Origin of the sequence: Capnocytophaga sp. oral taxon 324 str. F0483, from assembly GCF_000318315.2 — a bacterium.
In the GTDB taxonomy this organism is placed as follows: domain Bacteria; phylum Bacteroidota; class Bacteroidia; order Flavobacteriales; family Flavobacteriaceae; genus Capnocytophaga; species Capnocytophaga ochracea.
Genome location: NZ_KB291525.1, coordinates 326 through 15,189, shown reverse-complemented (window position 1 = coordinate 15,189; position 14,864 = coordinate 326). Strand labels below are relative to the sequence as shown.

General features: G+C 39.5%; 22 protein-coding genes. 2 read left to right on the top strand and 20 right to left on the bottom strand.

Annotation, left to right across the window (positions count from 1 at the left end; all coding sequences use genetic code 11):
- Nucleotide 1 precedes the first annotated feature (1 nt).
- The 16 genes from HMPREF9072_RS06955 to HMPREF9072_RS06885 form a co-directional block, all read right to left on the bottom strand.
- Nucleotides 2–1,528: a hypothetical protein gene (locus tag HMPREF9072_RS06955; protein ID WP_009411059.1), complete on the bottom strand. Its 1,527-nt coding sequence runs from the start codon at nucleotides 1,526–1,528 to the stop codon at nucleotides 2–4.
- Between the two features lie 17 nt (nucleotides 1,529–1,545).
- Complete coding sequence (locus HMPREF9072_RS06950; protein WP_009411058.1) at nucleotides 1,546–2,376, bottom strand: hypothetical protein; 831 nt, start codon at nucleotides 2,374–2,376, stop codon at nucleotides 1,546–1,548.
- 5 nt (nucleotides 2,377–2,381) lie between these two features.
- Entirely contained in the window at nucleotides 2,382–2,876 is a 495-nt protein-coding gene (locus tag HMPREF9072_RS06945; protein WP_009411057.1) for a hypothetical protein, read from the bottom strand.
- Nucleotides 2,873–3,715, bottom strand: coding sequence for a hypothetical protein (locus HMPREF9072_RS06940; RefSeq protein WP_002674116.1), 843 nt, complete (start codon nucleotides 3,713–3,715; stop codon nucleotides 2,873–2,875). Before HMPREF9072_RS06940 ends, HMPREF9072_RS06945 begins: the two co-directional genes overlap by 4 nt.
- Nucleotides 3,716–3,743: 28 nt before the next feature.
- Nucleotides 3,744–4,055 (bottom strand): hypothetical protein, encoded by a 312-nt coding sequence (locus HMPREF9072_RS06935; RefSeq protein ID WP_009411056.1) that lies wholly within the window; start codon nucleotides 4,053–4,055, stop codon nucleotides 3,744–3,746.
- The gene (locus tag HMPREF9072_RS06930; RefSeq protein WP_009411055.1) at nucleotides 4,055–4,366 is read right to left on the bottom strand and encodes a hypothetical protein; all 312 of its coding nucleotides are present in this window, start codon (nucleotides 4,364–4,366) and stop codon (nucleotides 4,055–4,057) included. The genes HMPREF9072_RS06935 and HMPREF9072_RS06930 overlap by 1 nt, the downstream gene beginning before the upstream one ends.
- 28 nt (nucleotides 4,367–4,394) lie before the next feature.
- The gene (locus HMPREF9072_RS06925) at nucleotides 4,395–4,616 is read right to left on the bottom strand and encodes a hypothetical protein (RefSeq protein ID WP_009411054.1); all 222 of its coding nucleotides are present in this window, start codon (nucleotides 4,614–4,616) and stop codon (nucleotides 4,395–4,397) included.
- Nucleotides 4,617–4,679: 63 nt separating this feature from the next.
- Nucleotides 4,680–5,171, bottom strand: coding sequence for a hypothetical protein (locus HMPREF9072_RS06920; RefSeq protein WP_009411053.1), 492 nt, complete (start codon nucleotides 5,169–5,171; stop codon nucleotides 4,680–4,682).
- On the bottom strand, nucleotides 5,168–6,133 hold the full coding sequence (locus HMPREF9072_RS06915) for a hypothetical protein (RefSeq protein ID WP_009411052.1): 966 nt from the start codon (nucleotides 6,131–6,133) through the stop codon (nucleotides 5,168–5,170). The genes HMPREF9072_RS06920 and HMPREF9072_RS06915 overlap by 4 nt, the downstream gene beginning before the upstream one ends.
- Nucleotides 6,133–6,729 (bottom strand): DUF6046 domain-containing protein, encoded by a 597-nt coding sequence (locus tag HMPREF9072_RS06910; RefSeq protein WP_002674106.1) that lies wholly within the window; start codon nucleotides 6,727–6,729, stop codon nucleotides 6,133–6,135. The genes HMPREF9072_RS06915 and HMPREF9072_RS06910 overlap by 1 nt, the downstream gene beginning before the upstream one ends.
- A gap of 3 nt (nucleotides 6,730–6,732) precedes the next feature.
- Nucleotides 6,733–8,346, bottom strand: coding sequence for a tape measure protein (locus HMPREF9072_RS06905; RefSeq protein ID WP_009411051.1), 1,614 nt, complete (start codon nucleotides 8,344–8,346; stop codon nucleotides 6,733–6,735).
- A gap of 24 nt (nucleotides 8,347–8,370) precedes the next feature.
- The gene (locus HMPREF9072_RS12365; RefSeq protein WP_002674103.1) at nucleotides 8,371–8,508 is read right to left on the bottom strand and encodes a hypothetical protein; all 138 of its coding nucleotides are present in this window, start codon (nucleotides 8,506–8,508) and stop codon (nucleotides 8,371–8,373) included.
- Between the two features lie 32 nt (nucleotides 8,509–8,540).
- Complete coding sequence (locus HMPREF9072_RS06900; RefSeq protein WP_009411050.1) at nucleotides 8,541–8,831, bottom strand: hypothetical protein; 291 nt, start codon at nucleotides 8,829–8,831, stop codon at nucleotides 8,541–8,543.
- 80 nt (nucleotides 8,832–8,911) lie between these two features.
- Nucleotides 8,912–9,328: a hypothetical protein gene (locus HMPREF9072_RS06895; RefSeq protein WP_009411049.1), complete on the bottom strand. Its 417-nt coding sequence runs from the start codon at nucleotides 9,326–9,328 to the stop codon at nucleotides 8,912–8,914.
- A 141-nt stretch (nucleotides 9,329–9,469) separates the two neighbouring features.
- Complete coding sequence (locus tag HMPREF9072_RS06890) at nucleotides 9,470–10,642, bottom strand: DUF2586 family protein (RefSeq protein WP_009411048.1); 1,173 nt, start codon at nucleotides 10,640–10,642, stop codon at nucleotides 9,470–9,472.
- A 134-nt stretch (nucleotides 10,643–10,776) separates the two neighbouring features.
- Nucleotides 10,777–11,340, bottom strand: coding sequence for a hypothetical protein (locus HMPREF9072_RS06885; protein WP_009411047.1), 564 nt, complete (start codon nucleotides 11,338–11,340; stop codon nucleotides 10,777–10,779).
- A 228-nt stretch (nucleotides 11,341–11,568) separates the two neighbouring features.
- Here HMPREF9072_RS06885 and HMPREF9072_RS06880 point away from each other — a divergent pair, with 228 nt between their 5' ends.
- Nucleotides 11,569–11,841, top strand: coding sequence for a hypothetical protein (locus tag HMPREF9072_RS06880; RefSeq protein WP_009418684.1), 273 nt, complete (start codon nucleotides 11,569–11,571; stop codon nucleotides 11,839–11,841).
- A 20-nt stretch (nucleotides 11,842–11,861) separates the two neighbouring features.
- On the opposite strand, the gene HMPREF9072_RS06875 is transcribed toward HMPREF9072_RS06880, so the two are convergent.
- The 4 genes from HMPREF9072_RS06875 to HMPREF9072_RS06860 all read right to left on the bottom strand — a co-directional run bounded on the left by HMPREF9072_RS06875 (nucleotide 11,862) and on the right by HMPREF9072_RS06860 (nucleotide 13,434).
- On the bottom strand, nucleotides 11,862–12,065 hold the full coding sequence (locus tag HMPREF9072_RS06875; RefSeq protein WP_016478228.1) for a hypothetical protein: 204 nt from the start codon (nucleotides 12,063–12,065) through the stop codon (nucleotides 11,862–11,864).
- A gap of 120 nt (nucleotides 12,066–12,185) precedes the next feature.
- The gene (locus HMPREF9072_RS06870; RefSeq protein ID WP_009411043.1) at nucleotides 12,186–12,698 is read right to left on the bottom strand and encodes a host-nuclease inhibitor Gam family protein; all 513 of its coding nucleotides are present in this window, start codon (nucleotides 12,696–12,698) and stop codon (nucleotides 12,186–12,188) included.
- A 147-nt stretch (nucleotides 12,699–12,845) separates the two neighbouring features.
- Nucleotides 12,846–13,148, bottom strand: coding sequence for a hypothetical protein (locus tag HMPREF9072_RS06865; RefSeq protein WP_009411042.1), 303 nt, complete (start codon nucleotides 13,146–13,148; stop codon nucleotides 12,846–12,848).
- Between the two features lie 88 nt (nucleotides 13,149–13,236).
- Entirely contained in the window at nucleotides 13,237–13,434 is a 198-nt protein-coding gene (locus tag HMPREF9072_RS06860; protein WP_002674087.1) for a hypothetical protein, read from the bottom strand.
- Between the two features lie 435 nt (nucleotides 13,435–13,869).
- Between HMPREF9072_RS06860 and HMPREF9072_RS06855 the strand changes: the two genes are divergently transcribed.
- On the top strand, nucleotides 13,870–14,700 hold the full coding sequence (locus HMPREF9072_RS06855) for a S24 family peptidase (RefSeq protein ID WP_009411041.1): 831 nt from the start codon (nucleotides 13,870–13,872) through the stop codon (nucleotides 14,698–14,700).
- The last annotated feature ends 164 nt before the right edge of the window (nucleotides 14,701–14,864 follow it).

Below are 14,864 nucleotides of genomic sequence, written 5' to 3'. Positions count from 1 at the left end.
TTTAAATATTTCTGATATCAATATAACAATCGTTTTCGTAGATAGAAATCACTGCTGTAGAGCCTTTCTTGCCATTGAAAGTAGTATCACCTGTGTAGATGATGTTTTTCCCTGTGCAGGTAAAAGTTACTATTCCATCATCAAAAACCTTACGAAAAGAAACTGAACCCATATTCTCTATTGCCTTTAATTCAATACTACAAGGGATGGTTACAAAAACTACCTGATTTTGATGATCATTTTGTAATGTTGTATTTTGTGTGCATTTAACACCTGCTCGTATTACGTCATTATACCAAGCTAAATCACGAAATTCACCATTATCCTCGTTAAATCTATTAGCATCAACTGAATTTCGAACGCCAATACGAGTTGCTGGATACCAATTAGGTTTAAAAAATTCTAATGAAGATGCTGAAGAATTGGCAGGAAAATTTACATATATACCACCTCCACCACCAAGTCTAATTCCCCAAGAACCGGCTGGTCTATTTTTAAATGTTTTTAATTCTGAAAAATCTACTTGTTCCTTATAGAAATCAAAATCTTCAGGAGCAGGTGTCCAATCGGTAGCTTTGTTGCCTGTTTCTACTTTCGGTTGTCCTATTTTAAATGAAGTTGCTTCACACTGAATGTGCAATCCTGAAAAATTTATTCGGGTGATTTGTTTGTCAGTAGGTATTGAATATACATTAGAAAGTCTGCCACTAAATGATTTTCCAATATCTGATGTTGTTACTGGTTTCCAAGCACCAAGGTACAAAACAGTGTTATCTGAAAAACTGATAACAAGTTCACATCCTAATCTTCCTTTAGGTGTTATGGCTGTTAAATTGTTATATTCTATGTAGCAAGAAACTGTAACGAGTTTTTTATCAACGAGATTTTCTTTAAACTCCTCTGATAAAGCAAAACCTTCTACCAATATTCCCGAAGAAATAAATCGGTTACTATTCAAGAGATAGTTTCTTCCACTGATAACCATTCCTGATGAAACTAAATCCGCTTTAGAAATCTGTCCACCACCACCTGTGAGCAGATATTCATCAGAGCTTCCTTCTTTTATAAATTTCTTGGAAATAATACTTTCAGAAAAATTAGGTTTCCCTTCAATATCTCCCCACGAATGTTTATGATTCTTGTCTGCTTTGTCATCAATCTGTTTTTTTAAGTCTTGTGCCGTACCCGTATAATCTCCTTTTGGTAAGAGTCCCGAAATATCTACTTGATGAAGCCCCTCTAACTTCTCTTTATATTCATTAGTAAAGTCATTAGAACTTAAATCTTTCCCCTCTACCTTATCCACTTTTTTGTCAAATAACACCTTATGTGCTTGTGTATCGTTTAGGTGATTGCTCAATTGTTCAGCTGAAGCCGTGCCTTCTACGAGTTTGTCTAAGCCCTCTACGCTTGCCATTGGTATCTTTTCGCTCTTGTGCCAAAAACTATCCAACCACGCCCAGAACTGCTCTTGTGTTGGTTTTTTAAGGTTAGAAAACCACTGCTTTAAAGTTTCTATTGCTGTCATATCGTTTAGTTTAAAAATTAAAATCCTACAAATTCTATAAAACGAATCACTCGGTAAGGAGGCATATTGTTGTGAGGCTGGTCGCCTCCTACTTGGGAGGTGTTTTGGTTAGTATATGTATTTATTCCTGAATCCCCACCCCAATGTCGATCACCAATATAATAACCGCCACCAAATAGATTATACAATGCTTCACTACCTTGTTTATGACTATGCGCTGGCATTTCCGCAATGGTAAGTCTATGCATTTTTTCTCCTCCTGTCCTGCCTATGACTCCTAAATCATTATCAGCAATATCTTGTCCCACAGCCATACGTCCTCGTAAAGGTTCATACTCTTGCCAGCCTTCTGGTAAAGGAATATTAGCTGGTTTTCCCCATATTGCCACCAACCCCAAGGGTACTGTTTTCTTTACGCGCTCTTCTAATTTCTCCAAGCGTTTCAGCAAAGAGGTTTCTTCTGTAAAAGATTTCTCTTCTATTTGTCTGTTACTTAACACTCGTCTGAAGCCCTCCCACGGATAACTCTTTGTACTACTGCCAAAAGTAGCTACTTTCTCCACAAGTACTGTTTTCTGTGAGCCATCTTCAAAAATTTTAGATGTATTCACCTCCTTAATAAACACGTGAGAGCCAAGTGTCGTGCCCTGAAAAGGGTATATTTCTCCTTCAATGGCTACTACTCCGTCTGACACCGTGTTCCCTACTACTTCACACCCCGAAAGAATAATTAAATCTCCTGAAATACCACTCATTGCATTGAATATCTTATAAGCATTCTGCATATAACTTAATACATCGGTAGTTAGTGGGAAACCTCCCGTTTGGTTTACATTAATACTGTTCATAATTTCTATACTTCTATAATATATCGTTTACTCGCTAATTTGTAAAAGTCTATTAGGGCTTCTATCTCAAAGAAACGGTACTTACCTATTTCACTTGTAGGAATCTTCTTCGCCTCCCATATCTCCAAAGGTATTTTTACGATAAAGTCTACTCCTGTATCGCTGTAATCTACCTCACGATGTAAATACATAGTCCCTAAAAACTTCGGTTTTTGTTCTCCTTCAGTATAAAGATACTGTCCTTTGTACTGATTGCCGTCCCATATGCGTATGCGCCGTTGCTCAATGTCGAATGCATCATTTAGCGCTTTGCGTAAGTAACACACTTGCCCATTCAGTCCAAGTTTCTTAATATCCAAATATCTATTCTGAATAAAATCATAATACAACTGACTGATAGGAGCACTAAGCGTTCTTATCCATCCTACCATTCTTGTCTTTCGCAAAAAAGAAGGTATAAGTAGAATGACCAATTTTTCTATTTTGAAATTAAATATCATTTTGTGATGTATTTTATTTGTGAAGCATTCCAGTCTACCTCAAAGTAACCACTTTGCGGTATTTGGGTAACTCCTATGTTTTGTAATGCTCCATAGCCTTTGGTCTCGGGGTCTATCCACGCTGTTTTGAGTTCTTTTAAGTGTGGTATTTTCACCCCATTAGCTTGTTGCAAAGCGTCTACAAGATGCGCTACAATAAGTTCACCGTTAAAAGGTAAGTTTTTAAGATAACCCTCTATGGCTTCTTGTATAGGGCGCTTGCCGTAAAGCACATCGCTTCCATTACTATCCAATACTAACGGGTCGTAATACACATCAAGGTTCAGAACAAGCTTATCAGGCAGATAATTAATAACCGTAGTGCGCACTCCAGCATCTTTAATTTCTGATAAATAACCGCTAAAGGCATTTTGTTCATCTGCTGTAATAGGTTGTAGCCGTCCCCCGTTTTCAGTGGCTATCTTTACTATCAACCTACCGTCATTACTCTCCACCACTGCCGAGTATTTTATAATCTTACTCGCCTCTACCTGCTCCTTTGTCTTATCTTTGTTGTTAAACTTATCGCTGTCGGGTAAGAGGTCAAAACCATACTGAAAGGCAAGTGCTTTACTTCTATACCACCGTGCAGTATGAGGTTTTAATTCAGTAAGGCGTTTATCAATATCTGTCCTATGTAAGTCGAATAACTTTTCTAAGCTCCAAATAGCTACCGAGATAATATAAACCCACAGTCGCCATATAGCTACTCTTGAGTTTGAGTTAAGTCCGTTTAGAGCGTCTTCTCGCTCTTTCGCATTATAGATAATCTGTTGTATTTCTTGTATTGTACGTGCCATAATTCCGTAAATAGTGAAAAGTGAATAATTACTGTCCGTCGTGGCTCACGACAAAATCTAAGTTTATCGCCCATATGCTAATACCTTCCTGGCGTTCGCTTATTCTTTTGTCCTCTTGCGTAAAAGCAGTTGCAGGCTGTATCTTCTTTGCGATGTAGTAGGTCAAAATATCTTTATTAGTGAATGATTCTGTAGGTATTGTTAATACTTTTCCTGCTACCACATCATCGGTAATACTCAAATTGTTGAGCATTGCCAATTCAAAGATGCTTTCAATAGTCCCTGTGTGCTGTAAAGCAAGGTCTAAAAGACTCTGATTATGTAAAACTACTACTTGCATTATTCTTTTGATTTTCCATTTAGTTGCTTGTATTTCTTTAATTCAGTTAATAGCCCTTCAACAGAGTTTTCTAAATCTTTAATACGCTGATTTGCTTTTTTGAGCTCCTCAATAGCACTTGCGTATTTAGCCCCTAAATCTTCTATCATTTCTCGATAGATTTTCACGGCTTTATCCACATTCTCAAGTTCGCTGGTCTGTAGTTCCATACGTTGCTTGGGTCTACCAAAGAACCAACCAGCTACTCCCGATAGTACCATTCCTATAAACGATACAAAATGCTCTTTAAGTCCTTCTATGATTATTCCCATTGTGTTATTATAATAATTTACTAATCTACTAATTAATTGTTCCTTTTCCCATACCAGTAGTAACTCCTGTATAAGTGCCTGCCAGTACAGGTATGCCCGTTTGCACTATTACCTCTCCACTCTTTACATAAGCTTCAATGAGAGAGGCAAGTCGTTCGGCATATTCTTCCATTCCTGCTTCTGTTTTAGTAAGCATTTCTTGTTGCAGGCTTATAATCCCTGCTTTTAGTGCTTGTTTATCTAATGCCATAAGTTTAGTGCTTAGTTTTTAGTAGTCAGTTGCAAGTACTTGCAACTGACTACTAACTACTGATTACTGTAATAATTCGTTTATCTTATTATTAATCTCCTCAAACTTCATCACGTTGTTTGGGGAAAAATTTCCTACACCCGAAGGTGTTTGTATCACCGCGTTTTTAAGTTCCGTTAGAAGCTCGTTTAAAAGACTTTTTAAATCCACTTCCCCGCGTTGCAAGTGCAAGCCTGCTTTGTCTATTATAAGCTGTGTTTCTTCTATACGTAAACTCACGCTCTCTATCTCACTATAAGCCACCACATAGTAGCGGTTCTCGTCTTCCCCAATCGAAGCTATCAACACACTGCTCCCCTCCTTGGGGAAGAGATAAAACCGCTCAGCATTATCGTTAATCACTGAAGCTAAGCGCACGGTATATTGTAGCTCGTCGTCCTTCACCTCACACGTGCCCTTTTCTTTGTCTACCGATACCACTTCTACCGCTATGGTAGGTGTTTTGCGTTTTCCTATCTGCCTAAGCCCTTCTGCTAATTCTCTGTCTATACTCATAATTTTGCTCCTATGGTTACTTGTCGACGTGCGCCATTACGTCCGAAGGTAATTTCTACTTTCTTAATAAAGTAACGTTCGTCTATCTCTTTCAATTCATTATCTATCATATGAGCTTGCATACCCCTCGTCGCAAAAGGGATCAAGAAACTCGTTATAGAGCCGTCAAAGCCATCGTATTTCAGCCTTTCCATCTCGGCTCTTGCCATTTCTCGTAGCTTAGGTTCCTCACTCACTACCGAAGTATAAAAGGTTCTTAGCTCACCATCAGGATCACCCTCTTCCACTGTCTTCTTTTTGTTATTTTTGTCGATATAAGTGTAACGTACTTTCAGTTTGCGTTCCTCCTTAGTCCTATACTCCAAATCATTAGCAACAATGTTGTAATTGAGGTCATAGCGTGCTGTTTGCCCTATATTGGTAAGCTCCGAAAGTCCTGCATACAACTTGCCTTCATCATTGATAAACACGCTTAGCCTAAACTCTTCTTTCAGCTTCTCCAATACCTGCGTACCGTTCGCATTGCGAATAATCCACTGGTCTAACTGCATTTCTGGAATATTGTCCGCCAGCACAATAGGCGTGTCCTTCACAACTTCCTGCAATACTCCTCTAAGTGTTGTTTTTTGCCACGAGTTGCTGATATTTTTACGTCTAAGTAAGTACATAGCGTCTTCACACTCTATGCTTACAGGAATGCTCGGTTTAACCTTCTTTACATAGCCTTCAAACTCCACTCCGCTATACACACCCTCATAAGCAAGGGTAACACTCACTTTGTCACCCACCTTGATAGCCTTTTCAGTATAAAGGCTTTCGCCCCCTTTGGCTACTTTAAAATGGGTTGGCAGTTCAATCGTACAGGTGTCCGCCAATTCGTCTACCGATTTGGTGATTTTAACGTTGTGTACTGCTCTAAAAGTGTAATCACCTATTTTTATAATCGCTTGTAATACAAACATTAGTATATCTTGTTAAGTTGGGTTCGTTTCTCGTCTAATTCCGCATAAAAGTCCATATCCGATACAGCTTTAATGGTGTACTTCTGTATACCTTCTTTGCCTTCCATTTCCTCAAAGCTAATATCTTTGAGCACGATGTTACCAATGTCAAAAAGAGTAAAGAGCTTATTGCCTATCACCTCCAAACTCTCATTCTTTTCAAACAATTTGTTAAGGCTTTGTACTTGTGCCGTAGGATATTGATCGGGATTTTTGGGGTCTACACACAGTCCTCTTATGGTAATTTGCCAATCTTCAGTAGTGATATATTCCTTGACCTTACCTTTGCGTTGTTTGCCTACCGTTGCCGTTTCTACAATGGTTTTAGTAAGCGAAAAACTCACCAAAGGCTCATTGGGGAAAACCGTCTGCTCCCCCGATTTATCAGCCACTTTTAACGTCATAAAATACTGACTGCCATTACTGCGTGCCTCACTAATGTTAGACAAACTCGGCAGTACAAATTTCGTCTTATTGTTTGCCCACCACTGCGGGAATGCTGGACCTACATAGTCCAAAAAAGCCCGTGCGGTGAGTTCTTTTATATCAAATTCCATAAATTACACTGTTTGCATTTGGTTTACACTGTTCACAATTCTCAAAAGCTCTTCTTTCAGTTGCGTCCCAAAGTTTTCCACTCCTTCCCGTACCGATGATACGTACACTTTGGTATCCGTGCCCAAGTTGCCTATCTGTATGTTGATATGCGTTTGACGGGTACCTCCCGTTACAATATTATCTTTGGTTTTATTACCCATCTCTGAAAAAGGTGTGCTGGCAATAGGTGTTGCTAACGGACTTGTTTTTTGTCCCGTTTGCCCTATGCCTAACTTGCCCATTAACCCGTCTTTCACACTCGAAAGGCTCTTAAACTCCAAAGAGTTCCACGCTTTACCAAAATATTCTTTTGCTTTAACTCCTGCCTCACCTGCTTTCTTATAGCCTTCTGCTACCGATTTAGCACGTTCTTGCAAGTCGTTTTGTATTTGGCTTATCATCGCTTGGTTCTCTTTACTATCTCCCAAACCTACAGCCTCTTTAAACTTATACCAAGCCAACTTACAGAGGTCTACACCTGCCATAAAAGCATTGACCGCCGTATTCCAATGGGCTTTGTAGGTGAGAATAAAGGCTTCCCACAAGTATTTCATTCCTTGCACAGTGTTATCCCACGCTTTGCCCCAACCGCTCACACCTACAATACAATAAGTGATGATAGCAATAAGAGCCACGATGCCTGCTATAATCAATACAATAGGATTAGCTAAAAAAGCTAAGTTCGTTTTAATCACTGCCCACGATAGTCGGTTCTGCCACGCCGTAGCAATAGCCATATAAGTGTTATGCAATGTGATTGCTGTAATAAATACTCCTAACACTCCTGCTATACCAAGGATTATGGGGTTCCCCTCTTGAAGTTTTTGAATAAACCAACTCAATCCGTCATTCAAAGCTCCAAATACCATCGTAGAAAGTGCTACCAACGGAATCAGCAACGGACTTATAACCTCATATACTTTTACAGCTATAGATTCTATCGAAGCCATTAAAACTGTAAACCTGCCTTGTAGTGTGCTGTTCACATTCTCAGCTCCTTGATAAAAATCTCCTTGTGCGTCAGTTGCCCATCGAAAAGCCTCAGTCAACTCTCTTGCCGAAATTCCTCCTTTGTCCATTCGCTCTTGCAGAGAGGTCATAGTCTCGCCCGTCCGCTCACTTATCACTTGCAAAGGATTAAATCCTGCCTGTTGCATCTGTGTGAGTGTAGCTTCTTGCAATTTCCCTTGTGTGGTCACTTTGGCAAAGGCAGTAGCTAAGGTTTCTATCTTTTTGCTATCCCCCAAGGCAATATCTCCTATTTGTTTGAGCATTCCTAATGCTCCTTCAGGAACCAACCCTGCTCCCATCAAACTCTCTTGAGCCTTCACAAGCGATGGTACTTCATAAGCCGTTTGCCCACTGTATTGTGTGAGATTCTGATGTATTTCTTGTGCCTTTTGCATATTACCTTGCACAAAAGTAGCCAGACTCATCTTTTGGGTGTCTGCCGTAAAACCTTGCTTAAATATTTTCTGTAAAGACGAGATAGGGTCTATAATGTTATTAACCACCTCCTTTAACCTTTTAGTCTGATCAAAGAAAGAAGATATCGTGTTTTTTGGATTTTCTGCCATTTATAAACTTTTTTCTTTACTTTTTTATTCTCCATACGATTCACTCTCCTTTTGGCGAATCCATTCCAGTTCTTTCACTCGCATAGCCCACTCAGTATCATTGAGGGCATCGGGATTGGCAATATGCATATAGTAACGCAGTGAGGCATTGGTAATACGCAACCAATCCCGAGGCTCGTCAATTTCCGCACTGCTTAAAGCTTTTCCAAGGTAGCTTCCTTAATCTGTATCAATTCGCCAAGCTTACTACTTGCCGAAAGGAAAAGTGCATCATCAGTCTTAATCTCTTCATCTCCTCCCAACCAACAGTTAGTAAGGATAGCCTCATTAAACTTCATCGGGTCTTTCGTTGCCAATGTCGAAGCATAACTCAGGGTAGCGCGGTCAGGCGTTCTCAAGTATGCTACTTTGTCATCTACTCGCAATACAAATACTTCTTTGTACTTTGCTTTCCATTGTTTGATTTGTTCTTTTGTTACGTCCATTTTTTATCAATTTGCTAATTTCTAATTTCCCCGCCTGTGTGGATCACACTCACTTGTCGTGCTACGACTGTGGTTCACACCTACGATTGGCGTTTTACATCAGTGAAGATAATAGGGAGCTCTACAACCATATTTTTATCCCCCTGCTTCATTGCCTTTTTCACTTCGGTAAATTCCACATTCTTGAGAATATCGGTTACTATTTGTCCACCTTCTGAGGGCACGTAAGCAACAACCAAGTCAAAGTTAAGGTTCAGAATGTCGTTGTTTTTGGCATCACGCGTCATTGCTTCCAATTCACTTTGCCAAATGCTCAACTTCCCCTCAAAACTGTGATTACCTCTTACAATGCTCAAAGGTTTACTCCCACGTCCGTAAAGCGCCGATTTTTCTTTTTTCTCAGTGTATTCTACTTCTGTCACCCCAGCAATAATACGCCCTCCAAAGGCAATCGAAATATCGCTCCACGCATACTGTTTACTACTAAATGTTCCCATTTTTTTTCTAATTTATTAATCTACTAATTTATTAATTTGCTAATTTTCTGCCCGTCGTGCTACGACTAATTTGCTAATTCTCTGCCTGTCGTGCTACGACTAATTTGCTAATTCTCTGCCCGTCGTGCTACGACCTCACACCTAATTTTCTTCTTTCTTTGTGGTAAAACCAATATTCACCTCAATAAAATCAGCATAACCCACAGGAAGGAGTTTTAGCCCTACTACCACTTTACCTGTTTGCAACACCTTCTGTTCAGGGTCTATATTAATGTTCACTGCCGATAGCTCCCCTTTCGAAACCATTTCGCTTTGCAAAGTGTTCTCCAACTTGGTTTGCCAACTCTTGATAATAGCAGGGTGAATGCTTCCCTCTTCTGAAAGCAAGACCTCATCGCTTAATTCCTCTACCAAAGCCCCATAAGCAAGAAGTAACGCCTTGTCCATTACCAATCCACTGCTGAGACTCTTAAAATCATCAGTAGGTTTGGTAAGCGTATTATCTCCTGAAAAATAGTAGCCTGAACGCCCTACGAAGGTACGAAAGAAAATATACCCTTTGTCGTCTAAGGCGTCCCACTGGTCAGCTTTGCTGTCAATAGTAGTTCCGTCAGTAAAATAAGCCACCAATGGCAATACACTACCATCCTTCACGCGGTGAATTTTGCGCTGTACGGGTATAGCACTCATTTTTCCTAAGAACAAACCTACTGATGCTTCTTTCTCCTTATCGTCATTACCGATAAAGCAAGCCACTTTGTTGAGTTCGTTTTCCGAGAAATTAGTAAGGTCAGCTACTTTGCCGTTCCAGCTGTTGCCCGATACCACTACTCTAAAAGGCATATACTTCTTTTCAAAGTGCTCAGCAATAGCTTGCGCTTTCACTACGGCTGTTTGTACATCAGTGTCTAAGCCGGCAGCAATAGTTTCGCTACCAGTTGCTTTTTTCACCACACCCAATACCCTAATAGCACCTTTGGCATCAGCTATGAAAGTTGGAGCAAAAGCACCGTCTTTGTCAAGCATTGCAGTCATAGTCGTAGCGTCCGATACGAGCATTACCCACAGAGGTGTACCCGTAGGAGCTTGGTCGTAAAATGCTTTAATATGCTTGTAAGCAAAAGCATTTTCAGCCTCCGAAATACCCAATGCTACGGCTTCGTTTAAGGAAAATACTTGGTACGATTTCCCGAGTTCTACCTTACTGGCTACTCCACTACCTGTAATAATAAGACCAGTAACTTTTTGAATGTTATTGCCTGTACGGTTCATACCATCCTTGGCAATGTTAAATAATACTTTTGGTAATCCCATTTTTTAATTATGTGTTTTTGTTAATTATTTAATAAATGTCCCCCTACCCCTCCCTTATTATATCCTTAATTGTAACTCTCCTAATAAAAAGGCAAAATAGCTAAAAACAACGGTTCTCTATTAACTCTTAATCGTTAAAGGCTTTCTTCTTTTTTAGAATTGTTACCAGGGCGGTCAGTAGCGGTTACTATTATTTTATCACTTGTAAGCGAAGGATTAGTAACCGTAGTGGTGTACACCCATTTGCCCTGTACAAGAGTTGCGCTACCTTCTTCCACAAGAGTAGCATCGTGGTCTTCAATACGCACTTTCACAGCTACGACCTTAAAAGCATCGCCCGCCTCTATCATTATTTTCTCTCCTGTGGCACTACCTGTATAGCCTGAATGGTCTATATGGGTAATTTTAGGAGCGCGCAAATAGTCAGTCATCGCCATATTATAAGCCGATACATTCCTGCGCTTTTTAGCCTCTGCTGTATAATCCTCTTTTAGCGAAGGGTCTTGCAAAGCGTTTTTGGCATATGCCGAAGCGCGTATAAATCTCTCTTGTTGTGCTTTCTGAGAGGCACTGGGAGCTTTGGTGTGTGAAGGAGGGGTAGCGACAATAGTTTCTCCTCCGCGTTGGCGAAATACAAACACTTTCCCTACTTTACCACTAAGCCCTGTAATGGCATAGTTTGATTTACTTTTTCCCATTTCTTTAATTTTTTTTGTTATACATTATTTTAATTGTAAGTGCACTTCTATCGTTTGTTTTACGGTGCAAAATTCCGGCGGTTTTTTCAGTTCTGAAAATCGGCAAACAAGCCTTGTACTTATTTTCCCCAACCATTGTACTAATTTGGTACAAGCGTTGAACGTCTTTTTCCTTACCTCATCTATATGTACGACCTTTGCACCATCAACAAATAACAAATGTGTAAAATGAAAGATTTACTCTTAATCAAAAACGATTTGCACCTTGCTGAAGGTGATTTTCAAGTAGGCTTATCTGAGCCTCAACATCAAAAAGCTATTCTTACTGCCGAAAAAGGACAGTGGAAAGAGCACCCCGAAGTGGGGGTGGGTATTGCCCAAATGCTCGCCGACGACCTTTATACCGAAATGCTTATTGAGGTAAAAAAGCAATTGGAGTACGACGGTATACCCGTAAAAAACGTAACTCTTACCCCTCAGGGCTCTCTGCTGATAGAGTAATAGCTCCCCCTTTGTGGGGACTATCTTTCGGCATAACCACCCTGAAAAGAAAGTATTGCTACAATTGTACGAGGTGATAAAAACATAATGTTCGCTACCTCCTCTACAAGAGCATCTACCTTCCACTGAGGGTGCTTGGCACTCAGTTCTTCAAAAAGTTGACGCACTTTTTCATTGCGTTTTTGCAAGCGTTCTTTGCGCTGTTGTGTATTATCACATTTCATATGTTTCATTTTTTAAATGTTAAACTTTTTGTCAACTTTGGTAGAGTCAAGAATAACTCTACCAAAGTTTTTTTTTTCACCTTTGCATCTCACACCTTATTGCCTAAGGCCTGGGGCCTATTACCTAAGCTCCCCCTTCACTTCCACAAAAAAAGTCTCATCCTGAGTCACCACTACTCCTATTTTTGGAAAGAAGTCAGCTATTTGCTCATTGTTGCGTTCGGCAAGTAGCTTATCTTTTGCTGGTTCTTCGGCTATGCGCACATAAGCAGGCAAAAATTCTTTCAGCAGGTTTGTTACTGTATTCCACGTAAAACCTTTTAGCGTTTTCAGTTTCGGCGTACCTGTGCGGAACCCTATGGTACCGTGCAAACTGTCAAGTGATTTCTTCTTGATAAATAAACTGTCTTTATTTGCTAATGCATAGGCTTGTAACACATCAAAATTGGTATCTTTTATTTCTTTAAGAGTCGCCAATTCATTCGTGTATTTATTGCGTATAGTTGCAATTTGCTTCTCTATCAACGCATTTATTTTAGTCATTCGCGCCTCTGCCTTTGCATAAGTAGAAAAAGCATTCTCCATTTGTGTTTTAGTTACCCCAGTAGGGATTATTCTTTTTGTTCTTGCCATTTTTGTATTGTTTTTTAATCGTTAATTTTAAATGTAAATAGAGAGAGGTTCATAATCAATTTGTTAATCCAACCCTTGGTTGGTATTACTAATTCTAAAATTCTCCCCCCTACCCTACCTTTAGCCCATTGCTGGCTTTACCTTTACTCACATACCCAGCTGTGAGCCCTCGCTGGCTTTATCTTTTACCTTATAAAGTGGGTGCTTTCTTACTGGTTGCCACTCCCTTTGCTCGTCCAGCCAAAGCAGGTGTCGCTCTTCGTCATATTTAAAGATGGGGGCACGCCAACCGTTCTGTTCCACCCACGTTTGTAGTTCTTGCACGCGAGCAGGTACCTCGTTCGTACGTCCCGCGCGGTATTGTGAGGTTTGTAGTCGTTCCTCAAAAGTAAGCACCTGCAAAAAACTATCAAGAGCAAGTGCTTGGGTGTATTCTAAAAATCTATTCATTGTAATTTTTTTGTTATTTGTTATTTTTTCACTTTACTATTCACTATTCACTTTTGCATCACTTTTCCTAATGCCTAAGGCCTGAGGCCTATTGCCTATTCACTACAAGCCGTCCATATTTTTTCAGCTCACTCCACCAGTTCACCTTATGCCCACTAACTCTTCTGGGCAAATAGCGCACAGGCTGATGATAACTTTTGGCTTTTTCTAACAACACAACCGCTTGCTCTCGGAGCTTGCGCTGTACATACTCATAGTCACTGACTTCATTTAAATGTATTCTCATTATTTTTAATTTTTAATATTAATTCAATTTGTAATTCTAATAATCAATCGTCACATTCTCAGCAATACTAACTTGCCGACTTTACAGGATTTCTTTTTAATAATCTCTTAAACTTTTTACGTTTTCTTACCTTAAATTGCTACTCTACAGGGCGAAGCCCTGATTTTTTTATTCTGAAACTAATTTGTTTTTAATTTCTAATTTCCAAATCTGCTAATTTGCTAATTTGCTAATTCCCTCCTGTCCTACATTTTTTAACTAACCTCCCCTCAACAATAATTTTTCTACTACCATAAGGTCGATTATCCATAAAATTTTTGTACTTTTGCTCATTATTTTATTCATTTTGTTTTACGGTGCAAAATTCGAATAAATTTTCGACATACGCAAATTTTTTTCGAATTATTTTTCGTATTATTTTTTAAATTATTGATTATGAGTACAATTAATTTTCGTATAAAAGAACTGGTAGACCATTTTTCCAACGGTAATAATAGTGATTTTGCAAATAAATTAGGGGTTAATGAAGCAAATATTAGAAATTACATAGCTGGAACAGAACCTAAATTTAATGTTTTAGAAAAAATTGTTACTACTTTCGAAGTAAATTACGAATGGTTACTCACAGGTAAAGGCTCTATGTTAAAAAACAAGGAGATTGTCGAAACTCCTCGTGTAGAAATTATCAAACCTTTAAAAGTAGAAGGAAGAGATTTAACTCCCAAGGTGGTAGTGGTTGAAGAAGACGAACTTTTTAACCCCATACCCTTAGTGCCTATATACGCTCAAGCCGGCTATCTCAATGGTTATGAAGACCCCGAATACATAAAAGAACTCCCTATGTACAACCTCCCCGAAATGCGAAACGGCACTTTCAGAATGTTTCAAGTAAACGGACTCTCGATGTTTCCCACCCTGCAAGACGGCAGTTATGTGGTAGGGCAATTCGTCGAAAATTGGGAGTGGCTATCAGATAACAGGGTGTGCGTAGTAGTTACAGAGCGCGACGGAGTGATTGTAAAACGTGTTTTAAACAAAATAAGAAAATATGGTAGTCTGTATTGCAAATCCGATAATCGCGACTACCCGCATATTACCGTTAGAGCTGAAGATATTAAAGAAGTATGGGAATGTAAAATGCACCTCTCTTTCGAGTTCCTCGACCCTATCCCTGAGTATCAAAAAATTGCCGATTTAGAAGCCAATGTTCAGTTCCTAACCGAACGTGTAGAACAATTAGAACATCACAACAAACCTATTTTATAGCCTATCAGAATTGGTTTGCGATTTTTTTTGCCCTACACTTTGCCAAATTTCTACCCGCCCATCGTGCTACGAGCACACATTACTTTCCCTTTTTCGTCTCTACATTCCCCCTTCGAAGGTAGCCAGCAATAGCTGGGTATGTGCACCGCGAGAGCGGAGTATGT

Coding starts and splice junctions, on each gene's coding strand:
- HMPREF9072_RS06955 (WP_009411059.1), bottom strand. CDS start 1,528: ATGACAGCAATAGAAACTTTAAAGCAGTGGTTTTCTAACCTTAAAAAA.
- HMPREF9072_RS06950 (WP_009411058.1), bottom strand. CDS start 2,376: ATGAACAGTATTAATGTAAACCAAACGGGAGGTTTCCCACTAACTACC.
- HMPREF9072_RS06945 (WP_009411057.1), bottom strand. CDS start 2,876: ATGATATTTAATTTCAAAATAGAAAAATTGGTCATTCTACTTATACCT.
- HMPREF9072_RS06940 (WP_002674116.1), bottom strand. CDS start 3,715: ATGGCACGTACAATACAAGAAATACAACAGATTATCTATAATGCGAAA.
- HMPREF9072_RS06935 (WP_009411056.1), bottom strand. CDS start 4,055: ATGCAAGTAGTAGTTTTACATAATCAGAGTCTTTTAGACCTTGCTTTA.
- HMPREF9072_RS06930 (WP_009411055.1), bottom strand. CDS start 4,366: ATGGGAATAATCATAGAAGGACTTAAAGAGCATTTTGTATCGTTTATA.
- HMPREF9072_RS06925 (WP_009411054.1), bottom strand. CDS start 4,616: ATGGCATTAGATAAACAAGCACTAAAAGCAGGGATTATAAGCCTGCAA.
- HMPREF9072_RS06920 (WP_009411053.1), bottom strand. CDS start 5,171: ATGAGTATAGACAGAGAATTAGCAGAAGGGCTTAGGCAGATAGGAAAA.
- HMPREF9072_RS06915 (WP_009411052.1), bottom strand. CDS start 6,133: ATGTTTGTATTACAAGCGATTATAAAAATAGGTGATTACACTTTTAGA.
- HMPREF9072_RS06910 (WP_002674106.1), bottom strand. CDS start 6,729: ATGGAATTTGATATAAAAGAACTCACCGCACGGGCTTTTTTGGACTAT.
- HMPREF9072_RS06905 (WP_009411051.1), bottom strand. CDS start 8,346: ATGGCAGAAAATCCAAAAAACACGATATCTTCTTTCTTTGATCAGACT.
- HMPREF9072_RS06900 (WP_009411050.1), bottom strand. CDS start 8,831: ATGGACGTAACAAAAGAACAAATCAAACAATGGAAAGCAAAGTACAAA.
- HMPREF9072_RS06895 (WP_009411049.1), bottom strand. CDS start 9,328: ATGGGAACATTTAGTAGTAAACAGTATGCGTGGAGCGATATTTCGATT.
- HMPREF9072_RS06890 (WP_009411048.1), bottom strand. CDS start 10,642: ATGGGATTACCAAAAGTATTATTTAACATTGCCAAGGATGGTATGAAC.
- HMPREF9072_RS06885 (WP_009411047.1), bottom strand. CDS start 11,340: ATGGGAAAAAGTAAATCAAACTATGCCATTACAGGGCTTAGTGGTAAA.
- HMPREF9072_RS06880 (WP_009418684.1), top strand. CDS start 11,569: ATGAAAGATTTACTCTTAATCAAAAACGATTTGCACCTTGCTGAAGGT.
- HMPREF9072_RS06875 (WP_016478228.1), bottom strand. CDS start 12,065: ATGAAATGTGATAATACACAACAGCGCAAAGAACGCTTGCAAAAACGC.
- HMPREF9072_RS06870 (WP_009411043.1), bottom strand. CDS start 12,698: ATGGCAAGAACAAAAAGAATAATCCCTACTGGGGTAACTAAAACACAA.
- HMPREF9072_RS06865 (WP_009411042.1), bottom strand. CDS start 13,148: ATGAATAGATTTTTAGAATACACCCAAGCACTTGCTCTTGATAGTTTT.
- HMPREF9072_RS06860 (WP_002674087.1), bottom strand. CDS start 13,434: ATGAGAATACATTTAAATGAAGTCAGTGACTATGAGTATGTACAGCGC.
- HMPREF9072_RS06855 (WP_009411041.1), top strand. CDS start 13,870: ATGAGTACAATTAATTTTCGTATAAAAGAACTGGTAGACCATTTTTCC.